Here is a 16,349-nt window from a genome sequence, read left to right as displayed (position 1 = left end):
CCGCCGAACAAAGGGACCGGACGGGCGGTACCAGAATTTACGTTTCCGACTCCTCGGAAGGGCGTCGTGCCCCACAATTCGCTGAAATGGGTCCGCTGACCGCATGTTCTTCGACACACAGGCCCCGCCGCAGCCGCGTCTCGACGCCGGCCTTCCCGTCCTGCTGCTGCGCACCGACCGCAACGTGTTCCACCACGGGACGCTCGGCGTGATCAGGAGCCTCGGCCGCGCCGGCGTGCCGGTGCACGCGATCCTGGAGGGGCGCGCCAATCCCGCGTCCCGCTCCCACTACCTCTACCGGGGGCACCCGTGGGCCCCGCCCGCCGAGCGGCCGGCCGCGCTGCTGAGCCATCTGCGGGTGGTCGGCGAGCGGATCGGCCGCCCGGCGCTGCTCGTCCCGGTGGACGACGCCGGCGCCATCTTCATCGCCGAGCACGCCGACGCGCTGGCGCCCCACTTCGTCTTCCCCCACCAGGACCCGGCCGTCCCCCGCCGGGTCGCCGACAAGGCGCTGCTGGCGGAGGCGTGCGAGCGGCACGGCATCGCCTGCCCGCCGAGCCGGACGCCCGCGTCCGCCCTGGAGGTGGACGAGGCCGCCGCCGCCCTGGGCCTTCCGCTGATCGCCAAGTGGGCCCGGCCGTGGCGGCTCGCCCCCGGCATCCGGAGCACCACCGTCGTGCGCACCCTCGGTGCGGTGCACCGGCTGTTCGCCGCCGCCCGCGACCGCGACCCGGACGGCGACGCCGGCCCCCTGATCCTCCAGCGGCGCATCCCCACGGCCACCGGCGACTGGTTCTTCCAGGGCTACTTCGACGAGTCCCTCGGCTGCCTGTTCGGCGGGACGGGCCGCAAGCACCTCGCGCACCCCCCGCAGGCCGGGCACACGGTCGCCGGGGAGTGGGTCCCCAACCCCGAGCTGCGGCGGCTCGCGGTCCGGATCGTCCGGCTGCTCGGCTGCCGCGGGCTCGTCGACCTCGACTTCCGCTACGACGCCGGCGACGGCGTCTACCACCTGCTCGACTTCAACCCCCGGATCGGCGCGCAGTTCCGCCTGTTCACCGACCGCGCCGGCCTCGACCTCGCCCGCGTGCTGCACCTGCACCAGTCGGGCCGCCGCGTCCCCGGCGCGCGTCCCGCGTTCGGCCGCAACCTGCTGGTGGAGAACCACTACCTCCAGCAGGCCGCCGGCCGGCCGCTGCTGCGGCCGAGGACCCTCCGCCCGCTGCGCGAGGCCGACGAGTTCGCCTGGTACGCGGGCGACGACCTGCCGCCCTTCCTCGCGATGGGCCGGCAGAGCGTGCTCCGCGCGGTCGAGCGGCTCCGCACCAGGTAACACCACACTCACACGGGGGATCGAACAATGAGCGACTCGGCCAGCGACGTCGTCATCGCCGGCGCCGGGCCCTACGGCCTGTCGACGGCGGCCCACCTGCAGAACCTCGGGCTGGGCGTCCGGATCATCGGGAAGCCGATGCGGTTCTGGGCCGAGAACATGCCGGCGGGCATGTTCCTGAAATCCGAACCGTTCGCGTCCAGCCTCGGGGCACCGCACCGGGGCATGCGCTTCACCGACCGCCATCCGGACTGGCGCCTCGGGCAGCCGATCCCCCTGGACACGTTCGTGGCCTACGGGCGCTGGTTCGCCGCCGTCGCGATCCCCGGCACCGAGGACACGGAGGTCGTGAACGTCGAGCGCAGCGGCCCGGACGGGTACGCCGTCACGCTGTCCACCGGCGAGACGATCGCGGCGCGCACGTTCGTCGCCGCCGTCGGCGTCGGCCCGTTCGCCCACATCCCGGACGAGCTGGCGGGCCTGCCGTCCTGGCTCGTCTCGCACAGCAGCGCCCACCACGACCTCGGCCTGTTCGCCGGCAAGGAGGTGGCGGTGGTCGGCGCCGGGCAGTCCGCCCTGGAGACCGCGGTCCTGCTGGCCGACGCGGGCGCCCGCCCGCACGTCCTCGCCCGCCGCCCCGAACTCGACTGGAACACGGTGCCCGAGGCGAGGCGCTCGCTCTGGGAGCGGGCGCGCGGGGGACCCCGGTCCGGGCTCGGCACCGGCTACCGGACATGGCTGTGGGCCGAGCAGCCCGGCCTCGTCCGGCACCTTCCGGAGAGCACCCGGGACCGGCTCGTCCGGGAGACGCTGCCGCCCGCGGGCGCGTGGTGGCTGCGCGACCGGCTGGACGAGCGTGTCCGCGTCTCGACGGGCCGGCGCGTCGCCAAGGTCGTGCAGGAGGACGACGGCGTGGCCCTCACCACCATCGACCGCGGCGGGCGGCGCGTGGTGACGGAGGTGGAGCACGTGATCGCCGCGACCGGGTTCGTCCCGGACGTGGCGCGGCTCACGATGCTCTCGCCGGAACTGCGCGCCCGGGTCACCACCCGGCACGGGGCGCCGGTGCTCAGCCGCGACTTCGAGTCGTCCCTGCCGGGGCTGTACTTCGCGGGCCTGGCCGCGGCGCCGACGTTCGGGCCGGTCATGCGGTTCGTGCACGGCGCCGACTTCGCGGCCCGCCGGATCGCGCACCACATCATCCGGCGGACGCCGCGCAGGCGGCCGGCCACGGGGCGGCACGCCGCCGTCCTGGAGCCGGACATGCGGTGAAGGATTCTCCTCCGGCCGGCGGGCCGCCCGTCCGGGCGGCCCGCCGGCCGCGTCACCGCCAGTACGGGTGCGCCGCGCGGCGTGCGCGGTCGGTGCGCGCCTGGGCGAGCCGCCACTCCCAGCGGGAGTACAGCGTCCAGGCGGCGGACCGGATCCGCTCCGACCGGGTGGCCGGAGCGGCGGGAACGGCCGGGATGACGAGGACACGGACCTTGGTACGGGTGACGAGCGTGCGGCGGGGGCGCCGGCGGCGCGCCGGTCGCAGGCGCGCGATCGCGGACGGGGTGTCGGGCATCGGCGTGCTCCTCGGGCGGGGGTGGGGCTCCGTGACCGGATGCTCGCAGAGCGTAGCGCATCGGATACCGCGCACCATGCTTCTCCCGGATTCCGCTGCGAGGCCCGGCACCAGCCCAGAAATGACCGCAAAGCCGATTAATAGGGCATTGTGGGCGGAAAATTCGGCGCCTTGGAAACGGGAGTCAATGCCCGGGTAAATGATTCGTGGGCGTGCCGGAAGATCGGGCAACAGCTCCTTGACCGCGCGTTCCGCGGTGCTACGTTCGTGCCGTTCAAAGGCACCGGACCCATGCGAGGAGAGAACCGGCCGTGGAGCCCGCACCGATCCACCGAGGGGCGAACCGCCCCCAGGATCGCCCGCGGCATGCCGTCGTTCTCGTTCTCGTCCGCGTAATCGCCATCGCGGGTTTCGCGGTCGCGGGATGGCTCGCCATGGCGGCCCTGACCGACTCCGCGTCCGCCGCCGAATCCGGGCCGCGCGTGCCCGTGCTGGGGGACGGCACCGTCCGGAAGGCCGCCCCCGCCTTCGACGAGCTCGCCCGCGCGGAAGCCGGCGTCCGGCCCATGCTCGGCGGTGTTCCGGGTCAGGTGCGGGAGCAGGGCGGCCGCCGGCTCCGGTCCCTCGGGGCCTGGGAGGGGGAGGTCTCCGGGGTGCCGGGCCGTCTGCGGGACTTCCGGGACGACCCCGTGCGGTTCCTGAAGGAGCGGCGGCACGAGGTGTTCGCCGACAAGGACCGGACCGTCCGGCAGGTGCGGGAACTGGCCGACGCGGCCGGCGTCCCGCGCGTGGAGATCGCCCGCGTGGAGATCGCCGGAGTCCGGCCGGGCGCGTCCCTCGGGAGCGAACTCGTCCACGGCGTCACCGACGTCCGGCCCGGCCTTCCGGCCGACGAACCGCAGGCCGAGCAGATCCCCGGATCGCCGGCGTCCGACGAGACCCACGCGAGGGGCGAGGAGCCGCCCGGTGGCACCGGTTCCGTCTCCGCCGACCGGTCGTCCCTCGCGGGCGCCGCCACGGCGGACGAGGCGCCGGATCACTGCACCGGATGCCGGGGGGACCGGCACCCCGCCGACCCCGCCCTGCCCTCGGGGCAGGACAACCCGCGTGGCGCGGGCTCCGGCGGGCACCCCTTCACGCCGGTCGCCGACCTGCTCAAAGGCCGGCACCCCGCGGCACCGCCCGCCGCCCGGCCGGGCACCTTCCACCGCACGGCGCTGACCGACGTGGCCGCGCCCGGCGGCCCCTCCGTCGTCCCCGACTGAGGACCACGGCCCGCGGCGGCCGTTTCCTGACGGCCCGCGCGCCGCGCCGAGGCGCGCCGCCCGTCCCCGATCACCGAGTCCGAGTGATCGTCTCCACGAACCATCCTCCAGCGGCATCGGCCCCATCGGGCCACTGCCGGCTGCGCTCACCTGCAAGGCGCGCAGCGAACCACGGAATCACCAGCGAACAGGAGCAAGACCATGCGCAAGTGGGCAAGGAACACCGGCCGCGCCGCCCTGGTGGCCGCGGGCGCCGTCGTCGTCGGGGCCGCCTTCGGCTCCGCCGGTACCGCCGGCGCCGCCACGCTGCCGGGCGACTTCGGCGGCATGTACGACGGCGCCCGGCACGGCGCCGGGAAGGGCGGCGGCGGGGACGTCAACATGGCCTCCGCGGGCAACGTCGGCCTGGGCAACGGCAACCAGGTGTACGCGCCGATCGACATGCCGATCAGCGTGTGCGGTAACGCCATCGCGATCGCCGGGCTCGCCCAGGCCGAGTGCGAGGGCGGCGCCCACGTCGGGTCCGGTGGGTCCGACGACGGCTACCAGGGGGCCGACCGGCGGGACCACCGCCACGGCCGGGGCGGCGACGAGGTGAACCAGCTGAGCTACGGCAACGTCGGCCTCGGCAACGGCAACCAGGTGTACGCCCCGATCGACGCGCCGATCAGCGTGTGCGGCAACGCCGTCGCGGTGCTGTTCGCCCAGGCGCAGGCGCAGTGCGAGGGCGGCGCGACCGTCGAGCGCGGCAACGAGCCCGAGGTGAACCAGCTCTCGGCCGGCAACGTCGGTGCCCTGAACGGCAACCAGTTCTATGCCCCGATCGACGCGCCGATCAGTGTGTGCGGCAACTCGATCGCGGCGGTCCTGGCCGCGGCGCAGGCGCAGTGCGAAGGCGGCGCCTCCGTCGAGCGCGGGGACAAGCACCTGCCGCCCACGCTGCGGACGCCGCCGAAGAAGCACAAGGTCTACAAGCCGGCCAAGAACCGGCCCGCCGCCGGGAAGAAGCCGCTGCCGTCCACGCAGCGGGGCAGCGCGTCCCGCATGGCCACGGCCGCGCCCGACTACCGGCGCGCGGACGGACTGCCCGCCGTGCAGCAGTTCATGGGCACGCTCAAGCGGACGGGCGCACCCGTCCCCGGCCTGGACGTCCAGCCGGGCGAGATCGGGCCGAAGCTCTCGCCGGACGACGGGCAGCCGGTGAACCTCGGCACGCCGGTTCTGCGCTGAGGCCCTGATCGGCGCGGGTGACGACCCGCGCCGGTGACGAGCTCTCCCCGCCCGGTGTGCACCCGAGGCCCGCACGGGCCCGGCCCGGGACGGAGGCGGGGAGGGCTCCACGGGGGAGGGGCGGCAGACGTGCCGCCCCTTTTCCCTGTCCGCGGCTTTCCGGCACTCCCATTCCCGTTAGCCCCCCGCATCGATGGAGGTAGGACATGCTCGACCGCAAACCGCCCGCCCGCAATCCGCTCTGCCGCAGGCCGCTCGCCGCCGGGGCCCTCGCCGCGTGCTGCGGCTTCGCCGTGCTCGGCGCCCCGCAGGCGCGGGCGGAGCCGGCGGCCCCGCCCGCTCCGGCCGCCGCACCCGAACGGCCGAAGAAGGGCTCGGTGATCGCGGACATCCAGATCAAGCGGATGGGCCTCAGGTCCACGGTCAAGGAGGGCGTCGGCCAGTCGGTCCTGCGGCACGCCGTCGGTCACTACCCGCGGACGGCCCTTCCCGGACAGGAGGGGAACACGGTGCTGTTCGGCCACCGGACGACCTGGCGGCGTCCCTTCCACGACCTGGACAAGCTGCGGCGCGGTGACCGGATCGTGCTGCGCGCAGGGCGGACGACGTACGTCTACACGGCGCGGAGCACGCACGTCATCAAGCCGAGGGACCGGCGGGTCCTGGAGCCCGTGCCGTTCGTCCGGCGCAGCGCACCCGACGGCGCGTACATCTCGCTCATCACCTGCACCCCGAAGGGGTCGGACCGGTACCGCCTCGTCGTCGTCGGCGTGTTGCACCACACGAAGCCCGCCGGCTGACACCGGGCGGCCGACGGCCGGACGCCGGGCGGAGCGCGGCCGCCCGGCGCCGCTCAGCGCGCGCCGTAGAGCGCGATCAGCCCGTTGTAGTCGCCCCTGCCGAGGGTGGCTAGACCGTTGTCGCACGCCGCGACGGACGGCGCCATCGTGAGGCGGGAGTGGTTCGCCCCCGCGACGTGCCCGAGGCCGAGGACATGGCCCGCCTCGTGCGTGGCGACGGCCTCGGTCGAGTAGCTCCCGGACGGGCAGGACCCTCTCGACCACCACCTCTTCCCCTGCTCCTGCAGCGCCATGTCGGTCTCCAGCGTGCTGCCCCCCCTGAACCAGACGCAGGTGGCGGCGAGGACGCCGCGCCCCGCGCCCGTCATGGCCACCCAGCCGAACGTGTTGGCCCGGTCGCGGGTGCCGCAGCCGGCGTTCCTGGTCACGTTCGGGGGGCCGCCGGCCCGTCCCGCGTGCCGCGTACCCACGTTCGGGGCCGGTGTGAACCGGCCCCCGGCGACGCAGTCGGTGCGGGCGCCGCTCATGTTGGAGACGCCCCGGATGATGCCGGTCACCGGCAGCCCGCGCCGCCCCGGGTGGTGCCGCCAGGTGATCGTGGAGCCCCGTGGCCACCTGCTGGATCCGAGGCGGTACGCGCCGTCCCGGCACACGTTCGCGGGGGCGCGGGCACCGCGCGGACGGCCCTGCGGCACCCGCCCCGCCGATGTGCTGAAGGTGACCTCGCCCGCGCGGTCGTCGACCTCGACGCGCAGTTCGGCGCCGCCCCCGGTGGTGCGCAGCGCGTGCACGACCAGCGAGGTGCCGTCGGCCGGGACGACCGCGGTGAGCCCGTTCGCGCCCCGCACGGTCCGCCCGCGCAGATCGCAGTCGGCGATCTTGACGTGCCGCGGCATCGCGCGGGTCTGCAGTGTCCCGCCGGGTTTGCACCAGGCGGCCGGCCGCGGGGCGGCGGCGGCCGGGCCGGCCCCGGCCGCCGTCGTGCCCGCGACCATGGCGGCCACCGCCGCCGTGACCGCCACCTGCCGGAACCCGCGTGAATATCCGTGCATATCAGTTCTCCGATGTCTGGAAACGTCCTTTCGGAGTCTTTCGCGGGCGGCGGAAAGAAAAACCGTGACTTCCTAAAATGATCACCATCGTCTGCATTTCGATGCTCGCAAGAATGGCGACGTAGGGCTTTGTGTGGAAATATCGGGAAGGCGGTGACGAGTGGCCGGGGTAAGTGTTCGGTAAATCATCGCCCATGATCCCGCAAACGCGTTTTATTTTGGGTCATTTTGGCAATCCAGCAAGTTATCCGGCAATCCACCGCTACCGAGTGGCGGGTACCGCATCCCCCTCGCTCTCCGCCGTCCGGCAGCGTTCACGAAGGCAGAGGTGTTCAACGTGCAGGCGCAGACACAGGTGCGGGAACTCATGGGCATGAGCGTGACCGACACCAACGGCACGAAGGTCGGCACGATCAAGCAGGTCTACCTCAACGACGACTCCGGCTCCCCAGAGTGGGTCACCGTGCACACCGGATGGTTCGGGATGCGAGAGAGCTTCGTACCCCTGGCCGGGACACGCAGGAATCAGGATGCTCTCCAGGTCCCGTACGACAAGGAGACCATCAAGGGCGCTCCGAACGTGGACGCGGACGAACACCTGTCGCATGCGCAGATCGTGGACCTCTACCGGCATTACGGCGTGCGTCCGCCGGGTGGGCGCCGGACGGGTGAGCAGGGACCCCGGCAGGAAGCGGGCGAGGGCCGCCAGGCCGCCGGCGACGAGGCCGGAACGCCCCAGGCCGGCGACGCTGCAGACACGGCAGGTACGGCAGGCACGACGGGCACCGCGCCGGGCGAGGCGGGCACGCAGGGCACCGCGGGCAAGGCGGCGGCGGCCGCGGGCACGGCCGGGATGGCCGTCCGTCCCGAGAAGACGGGGCGGGAGCGGCAGGCCATGCCGCCGCAGCCGGAGCGCGAGGGCGCGGAGGCCCCGATGACCGAGATCACCCGGTCGGAGGAGCAGTTGCGCATCGGCACCGAACGGCACGAGTCGGGCCGGGTCCGGGTGCACAAGTGGGTCGAGACCGAGATGGTCGAGCGCACGATCCCCGTCTCGCACGAGGAGATCAGGATCGACCGCGAGCCGATCACGGGCGGCGAGCCGAGCTCCGCGGTGTCCCTCTCCGCGGACGAGCAGGAGATCATCCTCTACGAGGAGCGCCCGGTCGTCACCAAGGAGACCATCCCGGTCGAGCGCATCCGGATCCGCACCGACCAGGTGCAGGACGAGCAGACGGTGCGCGGTGAGATCCGCAAGGAGCGCATCGAGGTCACGCGCGAGGAGATCCCCCGCGAAGGGGAGGCGGGCGGTGCGGACACGGGGACCGGGGGCGGCGAGCGGAACCGCCCGTCCGGCTGAGCGGCCGTATCGCGCAAGTGCCACACCGGGAGAACGGACGCGCCCGGCCGAGTCGCCCACCCGCCGGCCGGCCGGGCGCCCGTCCCCGCGCCGCGCATCGTCCGCCTCCCGGTGCGGGCGATGGCCGCGGGCGATGACCGGGTGTGGCCAGCGTGCCGGCCGGAGCGGTCGCGGGTTTCCACGCGCCGCTCGCGACCGGCCCGCGCGGCGGCCGGGCCGCGGCCGGGCGGTCCCGGTCGACCAGCGTCTCGACGTCCGCATAACGTGCGAAGTTGATCTCTGTCAACCGCCCCTTTCATCCCGCGCCGGAGGGGTGGCGGCCTAATAGTTAGGTTTCTTGACAGGTAGTGGGAGCCGGGGGAGGTTCCTGGGTGACGACGTCACCGGCGCAGGGGTCATGGCCGTCCGGGCGAGCCATGACCCCGGGCCCGGCGTGCGGTCCGCCGGGCCGCGCGGCGTCCAGGAAGCGACCCAGGAGGGACGACTTGCGACACCCCCACAGACGCGCCGGCACCCGGATCGGGCGGACGCTGGTCGCGCTCGCGACCATCACCGCCCTGCCGTCGGCCGCCGCGGCACAGCCCGCACTGGCCACCACCCCGTCCGCCGCTCCCGCCGATGCCCCCTATCTCGACCAGCGGCTCCCCGTGCCGAAACGGGTGGACGACCTGCTCGGCCGCATGACCCTCGAAGAGAAGGTCGGCCAGATGACGCAGGCGGAACGCGGCGCCGTCGACGGCGACCGCGACCAGATCACCGAGCTGAGGCTCGGCTCGGTGCTGTCGGGCGGCGGTTCGGTCCCCGCCGACAACACCCCCGCGGGCTGGGCCGACATGGTGGACGCCTACCAGGCGAAGGCGCTCGCCACCCGGCTGCGGATCCCGCTGCTGTACGGGATCGACTCGGTGCACGGCCACGGCAACCTCGTCGGCGCGACCGTCTTCCCGCACAACATCGGGATGGGCGCCGCGCGCAACCCCGGCCTCGTCCGCGAGATGCAGGCGATCACCGCGAAGGAGACCCGCGCGACCGGGCCCCAGTGGATCTTCGGGCCGTGCGTCTGCGTCGTCCGCGACCTGCGCTGGGGCCGGTCGTACGAGGCGTACGGCGAGACACCCGAGCTCGTCGAGGAGATGGAGACGGGCATCGAGGGCTTCCAGGGCCGCCGCCCGTCGGACATGCGGAAGCCGGAGCACGTCCTCGCCACGGTCAAGCACTACGCCGGCGACGGCGACACGGTGTTCGGCTCGTCCACGACCGGCGACTACACCATCGACCAGGGCGTCACGGTCACCGACCGCCGGACGTTCATGAAGACCAACGTCGCGCCGTACGTCACGGCGGTGCGGAAGTACGGCGTCGGCAGCGTCATGCCGTCGTTCTCCAGCGTCGACTGGAAGGAGGACGGCGTCGGGAACCCCGTGAAGATGCACGCGCACAAGGAGTTGCTGACAGGCGTCCTCAAGGGGCAGATCGGGTTCGAGGGCTTCGTCATCAGCGACTGGGCCGCCATCCAGCAGATCCCCGGCGACTACGCCACCCAGGTCCGCACGTCCGTGAACGCCGGCGTCGACATGTTCATGGAGCCCTACAGCGCCCCGCAGTTCGTCGAGACGCTGCTCGCCGAGGTGCGGGCGGGACGCGTGCCGATGTCGCGCATCGACGACGCCGTGGGCCGCATCCTGGCGGCGAAGTTCCGGCTCGGCCTGTTCGAGCGGCCGTACACCGACCGCAGGTACGCGAGCACGATCGGCTCGCCGGCGCACCGCGCGGTGGCCCGCCGGGCCGTCGCCGAGTCGCAGGTCCTGCTGAAGAACCGCGGGCAAGCGCTGCCGCTGAAGCGGAACGCGGACGTCTACGTCGCGGGCGTCAACGCCGACGACATCGGCAACCAGGCCGGCGGCTGGACGGTCACCTGGCAGGGGCAGTCCGGGGACATCATCCCGGGCACGACGATCCTGGACGGCATCCGGCAGTACACCGGGGACGTCACCTACAGCGCGGACGCCTCGGCACCGACGTCCGGCAGCGACGTCGGCGTCGTCGTGGTCGGTGAGACGCCCTACGCCGAGGGCGTCGGCGACGTCGGCAACGGGCACACGCTGAACCTGTCCGACGCCGACCGGGCGAACATCGACAGGGTGTGCGGCGCGATCGAGACCTGCGTCGTGCTCGACGTCGCGGGCCGCCCGCAGATCGTCACCGACCGGCTGTCCAAGATGGACGCGTTCGTCATGTCCTGGCTGCCCGGCAGCGAGGGCGCGGGCGTCGCGGACGTCCTGTTCGGCAAGCGCCCGTTCCAGGGCCGCCTCCCGGTGAGCTGGCCCCGCAGCGAGGACCAGGAGCCGATCAACGTCGGCGACCGGGAGTACGACCCGCTGTTCCCCTACGGGTACGGCCTGCGGACGCGCCGCGGCCACCACCACTGAGTCCCTCCCACCGCGGGAGCCAGGGCCGGCCGCCCACCACCTCTGGGCGGCCGGTCCGGCCCCGGCCCGCTGACGGTTCGCTGCGCTTGCCCCGTTTACGGTGGATCCAGGGGGAGAGGCTGCCCTCAGCGTTCGAAGGAGGGCGGGTGGAACGGGAGCCGCGGGTCGCGTTCGTTCTGGGGGGCGGCGGCGTCCTCGGCGCGCACGAGGTCGGCATGCTGCGCGCACTGCGGGAGATGGGCATCAGCCCGGACCTCGTCGTCGGCACGTCGATCGGGGCGGTGAACGGCGCGTTCATCGCCGCCTCGCCGGACACGGCGGTCGAGAGCCTCACCGGGCTGTGGTCGGACGACTCCGTCCGCGACCTGTTCGGCGCGCGGGTCTGGGAGCGGCTGTGGACGCTCGCCCGCTCCGGCACCCACCTGCACTCGAACGAGCCGCTGCGGCGGATGCTGGACGAGCGGCTCCCCGTCCGGACGTTCGAGGAACTCGCCGTCCCGTTCCAGTGCGTCGCGGCGGGCATCGAGACGGCGATGGCGCACTGGTTCCGGGACGGGCCGCTCACCCCGGCGGTCCTCGCCTCGTGCGCCGTGCCGGGGCTGCTGCCGCCCGTCCGGGTCGGCGACCGGCACTACCTCGACGGCGGGCTCGTGCACAGCATCCCGGTCGGCCGCGCCGTCATGCTCGGCGCCACCACCGTCTACGTCCTGCACGTCGGGCGGATCGAACGCGACCTGCCGGCGCCGCGCCGGCCCTGGGAGGTGGGCATGGTCGCGTTCGAGATCGCGCGGCGGCACCGGTTCTTCGAGGAGATGGCCGACCTCCCGGAGGACCTGGACGTCCACGTGCTCCCCGCGAGCTCCGAACCGCCGAAGTCCGGGGTCGACCTCGCCCAGATGCGGTACCGGAACGTGACGGGAGTCCGCGTCCACATCGAACGCGCCTACCAGGCATCATTGGAGTACCTCAAAGAACGGGCGTGAGATGCTGCCTTCCCCCATCGCCCGCCGGCTGCTCCTGACGCCGCTGCTGTTCGTGCTGACCCTGCTGATCGTGGTCGCGTTCCCGTTCGCCTACGCGGTGGCGTACGTGCTCGGCCGCAAGCGCAGGCGCGCCGCCCGGCTGCTCTGGTTCGCGCTGGTGTGGGGGACGCGGGAGTCGGCCGCGGTGCTGGAGTGCGGGTGGCTGTGGCTCCGCCGCCGGACCCGCGACGACCGGCACTACGACATCATCCGCCGCTACGTCGCCGGCCTGTACGCGGCCGCGGAACGGTGGCTCGGCCTGCGGCTGCGGATCGAGGGCGTGGCCGAGGGGCAGAGCGCCGAGCCGGGGGACGGCGACCGGCCGCTGATCGTGCTCAGCCGCCACGCGGGCGCGGGAGACGCGCTGCTCCTCGTCCACCACCTGCTCACCGACTACCTGCGCCGGCCGCGCATGGTCATGAAGGCCGTGCTCCAGCTCGACCCGTGCATCGACATCGCGGCGAACCGCATGCCGAACGCGTGGGTGTCGCCCGGCGGCGGCGCCGTCGACGACATCGCCCGGCTCGCCGCCGGCCTCGGCCCCCGCGACGCGCTCGTCATCTTCCCCGAGGGCGGCAACTTCTCCCCGGAGCGCCGCCGCCGCGCGATCCGGCGGCTGACCCGGCTGCGCCGCGTCCGGGAGGCGGAACGCGCCGCCCGGATACGTCATCTGATGCCGCCCCGCCCCGGCGGCGTGCTGGCCGCGCTGGAGGCCGCGCCGTCCGCCGACGTCGTGTTCGTCGCGCACGTCGGCCTCGACCACATGGCCACCCCCGGCGACATCTGGCGGCACGTTCCGCTCACCGGGGACGTCTGCGCCCGCTGGTGGCGGATCCCCGCCGAGGACGTCCCCCGTGACCGCGAGGCCCGCACCGACTGGCTGTACACGCAGTGGGAACGCGCGGACGCCTGGATCAGCGCCAACAAGGCACCCGTCCCGAAGTGACATCATGGAGCCATGGGCGACGAGGGCACCGTGCGGGTCGATCTGTGGCTCTGGTCCGTGCGCCTGCTGAAGACCCGCTCGATGGCGACGACCGCCTGCCGCGCGGGCCATGTCCGGGTGAACGACGAGCGCGCCAAGCCGTCCACGGCGGTGAAGCCCGGCGACGAGATCCGGCTCCGCCATGACGGGCGCGAGCGGATCGTCGTCGTGCAGAAGGTCATCCGCAAGCGGGTCGGGGCGCCGGCCGCCGCCGAATGCCTGATCGACAAGAGCCCGCCCCCGCCGCCGCGCGAGGCGCTCATCCCGGTCGGCCGCCGCGAGCGCGGGGCCGGCCGCCCGACCAAGCGCGAGCGCCGCGAGCTGGAACGCGTCCTCGACCGCTACCGCACCCTCAACGACCCGCCCAGGCAGGACTGACCCGCCGGGCTCACCCGCTCACCCGGCCTGCGGGCCGGAGCGGCCGAGGGACGAGCCGTCCACCGCGACGGCCACCGCGATGGGAAAGCCGCGACGTGGGAGGCTCATGCCGGCTTTTCATCGCGTTTCATCTAGAAACAGCATCAACAGGGGATCGGGTGTTCACTGTCCGTTCCTCGGACGGCACCATGTAGACCACCATGCCGAACCCGGGACCCGCGCGAGCCACGCGCCGAGCGCTGCGGACCGTGACGGCGTTCCTGACGGCGGGCACGGTCCTGGCGGTGCTCTCCGGCGCGACCGCCGGCGCCCCTCCGCCGCCCGGCGAACCCGTGGTGACGTCACCGGACGGCGCCCTGTCGCTCACCGTTTCCGTGGACGACGGCCGTCTCCGGTACTCCGTGCGCCGCGCCGGTTCCGTCCTCGTGGAGCCGTCGGCCCTCGGCCTGCGACTCACCGACGGTTCCACGCTCGGCGGCCACGTCAGGATCACCGGCACCCGCACGCGGACGAGCGACACCACCTGGAAGCCGATGTGGGGCGCGGACTCCGGCGTCCGCGACCACTACCGGGAGCTCACCGTGCAGCTCCGGCAGGCGGACGGCAGGTTCTTCGACCTCGTCGCCCGCGCCTACGACGACGGCGTGGCGTTCCGCTACCGGGTCCCGCGCCAGCGCGGCCTCCCGGCGCTGGAGATCGTGGACGAGGCCACCGAGTTCGCCGTCGCGGGCGACCCGGTCGCGTGGTGGACGCCCCGCGACTTCGACACCGACGAGAAGATGTGGCGGTCGTCCGCCTACACCGCCATGGGCGCCGGCAACACCCCCGTGACGTTCCGGTACGGAGGCGGCACGCACCTGTCCATCCACGAGGCGGACCTGACCGACTACGCGGCGATGACCGTCGTCCCCGAGGCGGGCCGCCTCCGCGCCGCGCTCGTGCCGACCCCGGGCCGGACCGCCGCCGTCGTCACCGGCACCGGCCGCGCCACCCCCTGGCGCGCCCTGACCATCACGCCGGACGCCGGCGGGCTGATCGAGTCCCACCTGCTGGAGAACCTCAACCCGCCCTGCGCGATCTGCGCGGGCGACACCTCGTGGATCGAGCCGCTCAAGTACGCGGGCATCTGGTGGCTGATCCAGCAGCGCAGGGCGACCTGGAAGGCCGGGCCGATGCAGGGCGCGACCACCGCACGCGCCAAGGAGTACGTCGACTTCGCCGCCGCCCACGGCATCCGCGGCGTGCTCGCCGAAGGGTGGAACGAGGGCTGGGAGGGCGACTGGTCCGACCAGGACTTCCTCCGCGCCGCACCGGGCTTCGACCTCGCCGAGGTCGTCGCCTACGGCAGGAGCAAGGGCGTCGAGTTCGTCTCCCACAACGAGACCGGCTCGGGCGTCATCGACTACGAACGGCAGATCGACGCCGCGTTCGCGCTCTACGAGCGGCTCGGCATCCGCTACCTCAAGACCGGGTACGTGGGGAAGATCCCCGGCCACCACCACTTCGACCAGCGGATGGTCAACCACTACCGGCTCGTGCTGGAGAAGGCCGCACGGCACCGCATCAACGTCATCTGCCACGAGTGCGTCCACGGCACCGGGGAGACGCGGACCTTCCCGAACGCGCTGGCCCGCGAGGCGGTGCGCGGCCAGGAATGGGAGGCGTTCAGCGGCGGGAACACCCCCGAGCACACCCTCATCCTGCCCTTCACCCGGATGCTCTCCGGCCCGCTGGACTACACCCCCGGCATCATGAACATCCGCTGGGACCCGCAGAAGGCCGGGCGCCGCGTCCACACGACACTGGCCAAGCAGCTCGCCTACTACGTGACCTACTCGTCCGGCGCCCAGATGGCCGCCGACCTGCCCCGGCACTACGTGAACTCACCTGGGCTCAAGTTCATCGAGGACGTACCCGTCACGTGGGACGAGACCAGGGTCCTCTCCGCCGAAGTCGGTGACCATCTCGTCATGGCCAGGCGCTCGGGCACCGACTGGTACGTCGGCGCGATGACCGGCGAACGGCCCCGGACGCTGCGCTACCCGCTCTCCTTCCTCGGCGAGGGCACGTGGGTCGCGGAGTCCTACTCCGACGGGCCGGAGACGGACTACGCCCGCAACCCGGAGGCCGTCGACGTCGCCCGCTCCATCGTCACCGGCGCCGGCACGTTCACCGCCGCCCTGGTGCGCAGCGGCGGGCAGGCGGTGCGGTTCCGTCCGGCCACACCCGCTGACCTGGCGCATCCGCCCCCGGCCCCGCCTCCCGGTCCCCGCGGGTGACGGGAACACCGGGCGTGTAGAAAGGCGGGATGGGCACCGTACCGCCGTTGCTGCTCGCGCTGGACCTGGCCGGCACCTTCGCCTTCGGCCTCAACGGCGCGCTGACGGCCGTGCGCGCGACCCGGCTGGACGTGGTCGGCGTCGTCGGCCTCGGGATGATCACGGCGCTGGGCGGCGGGGTCATCCGGGACGTCATCCTCGGCGCGGTCCCGCCCGCCACGTTCGTCGACTGGCGCTACTTCGCCCTCGCCACGGCCGGCGGCCTGCTCGCGTTCGGCTTCAGCCGGTTCCTGTCCCGCCTGGAGATGCCGATCACGGTGCTGGACGCGATCGGGCTGAGCACGTTCGCCGTCATCGGCGCGAGCAAGGCACTGGCCTACGGCCTGGGCGTCGGCCCCGCCCTGCTGCTGGGCGTGGTGACCGGCGTGGGCGGCGGCACCATGCGCGACGTCCTCATCGGCAGGATCCCCTCGGTGCTCCGCAGCGACCTCTACGCGATCCCGGCCTTCGTCGCCGCCGGGATCACGGTCGTCGCCGTCCGCCTGGACCTCTACGGCCTCCCCGCGGCCCTGCTCGCCGTGGCGGCCTGCTTCGTCATCCGCATGCTCGGCGTCCACCTGGAACTGGAGGCCCCCCGCCCCCCGCGCCC

At 73.5% G+C, this 16,349-nt stretch carries 14 protein-coding genes; 12 read left to right on the top strand and 2 right to left on the bottom strand.

From position 1 onward, the window contains the following. The first annotated feature begins 103 nt into the window (after positions 1 to 103). Positions 104 to 1,333 carry an ATP-grasp domain-containing protein gene (locus E1289_RS23710; protein ID WP_131983769.1) on the top strand — a complete coding sequence of 410 codons (1,230 nt, stop codon included), beginning with the start codon at positions 104 to 106 and terminating at the stop codon, positions 1,331 to 1,333. A gap of 27 nt (positions 1,334 to 1,360) precedes the next feature. Further along, on the top strand, positions 1,361 to 2,605 hold the full coding sequence (locus E1289_RS23705) for an NAD(P)-binding domain-containing protein (protein WP_131983767.1): 1,245 nt from the start codon (positions 1,361 to 1,363) through the stop codon (positions 2,603 to 2,605). Positions 2,606 to 2,657: 52 nt separating this feature from the next. On the opposite strand, the gene E1289_RS23700 is transcribed toward E1289_RS23705, so the two are convergent. Then, positions 2,658 to 2,900: a hypothetical protein gene (locus E1289_RS23700; protein ID WP_131983765.1), complete on the bottom strand. Its 243-nt coding sequence runs from the start codon at positions 2,898 to 2,900 to the stop codon at positions 2,658 to 2,660. A 311-nt stretch (positions 2,901 to 3,211) separates the two neighbouring features. On the opposite strand from E1289_RS23700, the gene E1289_RS23695 reads away from it, so the two are divergent. The 3 genes from E1289_RS23695 (at position 3,212) to E1289_RS23685 (ending at position 6,195) form a co-directional block, all read left to right on the top strand. Continuing rightward, entirely contained in the window at positions 3,212 to 4,165 is a 954-nt protein-coding gene (locus E1289_RS23695; RefSeq protein WP_131983763.1) for a hypothetical protein, read from the top strand. A 201-nt stretch (positions 4,166 to 4,366) separates the two neighbouring features. Continuing rightward, the gene (locus E1289_RS23690) at positions 4,367 to 5,395 is read left to right on the top strand and encodes a chaplin family protein (RefSeq protein ID WP_131983761.1); all 1,029 of its coding nucleotides are present in this window, start codon (positions 4,367 to 4,369) and stop codon (positions 5,393 to 5,395) included. A 206-nt stretch (positions 5,396 to 5,601) separates the two neighbouring features. Then, on the top strand, positions 5,602 to 6,195 hold the full coding sequence (locus E1289_RS23685) for a class E sortase (RefSeq protein ID WP_131983759.1): 594 nt from the start codon (positions 5,602 to 5,604) through the stop codon (positions 6,193 to 6,195). A 53-nt stretch (positions 6,196 to 6,248) separates the two neighbouring features. On the opposite strand, the gene E1289_RS23680 is transcribed toward E1289_RS23685, so the two are convergent. Next, positions 6,249 to 7,247 carry a matrixin family metalloprotease gene (locus E1289_RS23680; protein WP_131983757.1) on the bottom strand — a complete coding sequence of 333 codons (999 nt, stop codon included), beginning with the start codon at positions 7,245 to 7,247 and terminating at the stop codon, positions 6,249 to 6,251. A 337-nt stretch (positions 7,248 to 7,584) separates the two neighbouring features. Here E1289_RS23680 and E1289_RS23675 point away from each other — a divergent pair, with 337 nt between their 5' ends. The 7 genes from E1289_RS23675 to E1289_RS23645 all read left to right on the top strand — a co-directional run. Further along, complete coding sequence (locus E1289_RS23675; RefSeq protein ID WP_131983755.1) at positions 7,585 to 8,607, top strand: PRC and DUF2382 domain-containing protein; 1,023 nt, start codon at positions 7,585 to 7,587, stop codon at positions 8,605 to 8,607. A 485-nt stretch (positions 8,608 to 9,092) separates the two neighbouring features. Further along, positions 9,093 to 11,036, top strand: a complete 1,944-nt coding sequence (locus E1289_RS23670) for a glycoside hydrolase family 3 protein (protein ID WP_243713097.1) — start codon at positions 9,093 to 9,095, stop codon at positions 11,034 to 11,036. A gap of 146 nt (positions 11,037 to 11,182) precedes the next feature. After that, complete coding sequence (locus E1289_RS23665) at positions 11,183 to 12,019, top strand: patatin-like phospholipase family protein (protein ID WP_131983753.1); 837 nt, start codon at positions 11,183 to 11,185, stop codon at positions 12,017 to 12,019. Position 12,020: 1 nt separating this feature from the next. Beyond that, the gene (locus E1289_RS23660; RefSeq protein ID WP_131983751.1) at positions 12,021 to 13,004 is read left to right on the top strand and encodes a 1-acyl-sn-glycerol-3-phosphate acyltransferase; all 984 of its coding nucleotides are present in this window, start codon (positions 12,021 to 12,023) and stop codon (positions 13,002 to 13,004) included. A gap of 12 nt (positions 13,005 to 13,016) precedes the next feature. Continuing rightward, complete coding sequence (locus E1289_RS23655) at positions 13,017 to 13,421, top strand: RNA-binding S4 domain-containing protein (RefSeq protein ID WP_131983748.1); 405 nt, start codon at positions 13,017 to 13,019, stop codon at positions 13,419 to 13,421. Positions 13,422 to 13,621: 200 nt separating this feature from the next. Continuing rightward, a complete protein-coding gene (locus tag E1289_RS23650) occupies positions 13,622 to 15,700 on the top strand; it encodes a glycoside hydrolase family 97 protein (RefSeq protein WP_131983746.1) in 2,079 nt (692 codons plus the stop codon). Between the two features lie 29 nt (positions 15,701 to 15,729). Then, positions 15,730 to 16,349, top strand: a 620-nt coding sequence (locus E1289_RS23645) for a TRIC cation channel family protein (protein ID WP_131983744.1), incomplete at its 3' end; no start/stop codon positions are given.

Origin of the sequence: Actinomadura sp. 6K520, assembly GCF_004349245.1 — a bacterium.
Lineage (GTDB): Bacteria > Actinomycetota > Actinomycetes > Streptosporangiales > Streptosporangiaceae > Spirillospora.
This window is presented reverse-complemented; position numbering and strand designations above follow the sequence as displayed.

What these genes read in the sequence shown, in the direction of transcription:
- E1289_RS23650 (WP_131983746.1), top strand. Translation starts at nt 13,622, where the DNA reads ATGCCGAACCCGGGACCCGCGCGAGCCACGCGCCGAGCGCTGCGGACC.
- E1289_RS23700 (WP_131983765.1), bottom strand. Translation starts at nt 2,900, where the DNA reads ATGCCCGACACCCCGTCCGCGATCGCGCGCCTGCGACCGGCGCGCCGC.
- E1289_RS23685 (WP_131983759.1), top strand. Translation starts at nt 5,602, where the DNA reads ATGCTCGACCGCAAACCGCCCGCCCGCAATCCGCTCTGCCGCAGGCCG.
- E1289_RS23680 (WP_131983757.1), bottom strand. Translation starts at nt 7,247, where the DNA reads ATGCACGGATATTCACGCGGGTTCCGGCAGGTGGCGGTCACGGCGGCG.
- E1289_RS23655 (WP_131983748.1), top strand. Translation starts at nt 13,017, where the DNA reads ATGGGCGACGAGGGCACCGTGCGGGTCGATCTGTGGCTCTGGTCCGTG.
- E1289_RS23710 (WP_131983769.1), top strand. Translation starts at nt 104, where the DNA reads ATGTTCTTCGACACACAGGCCCCGCCGCAGCCGCGTCTCGACGCCGGC.
- E1289_RS23690 (WP_131983761.1), top strand. Translation starts at nt 4,367, where the DNA reads ATGCGCAAGTGGGCAAGGAACACCGGCCGCGCCGCCCTGGTGGCCGCG.
- E1289_RS23660 (WP_131983751.1), top strand. Translation starts at nt 12,021, where the DNA reads ATGCTGCCTTCCCCCATCGCCCGCCGGCTGCTCCTGACGCCGCTGCTG.
- E1289_RS23705 (WP_131983767.1), top strand. Translation starts at nt 1,361, where the DNA reads ATGAGCGACTCGGCCAGCGACGTCGTCATCGCCGGCGCCGGGCCCTAC.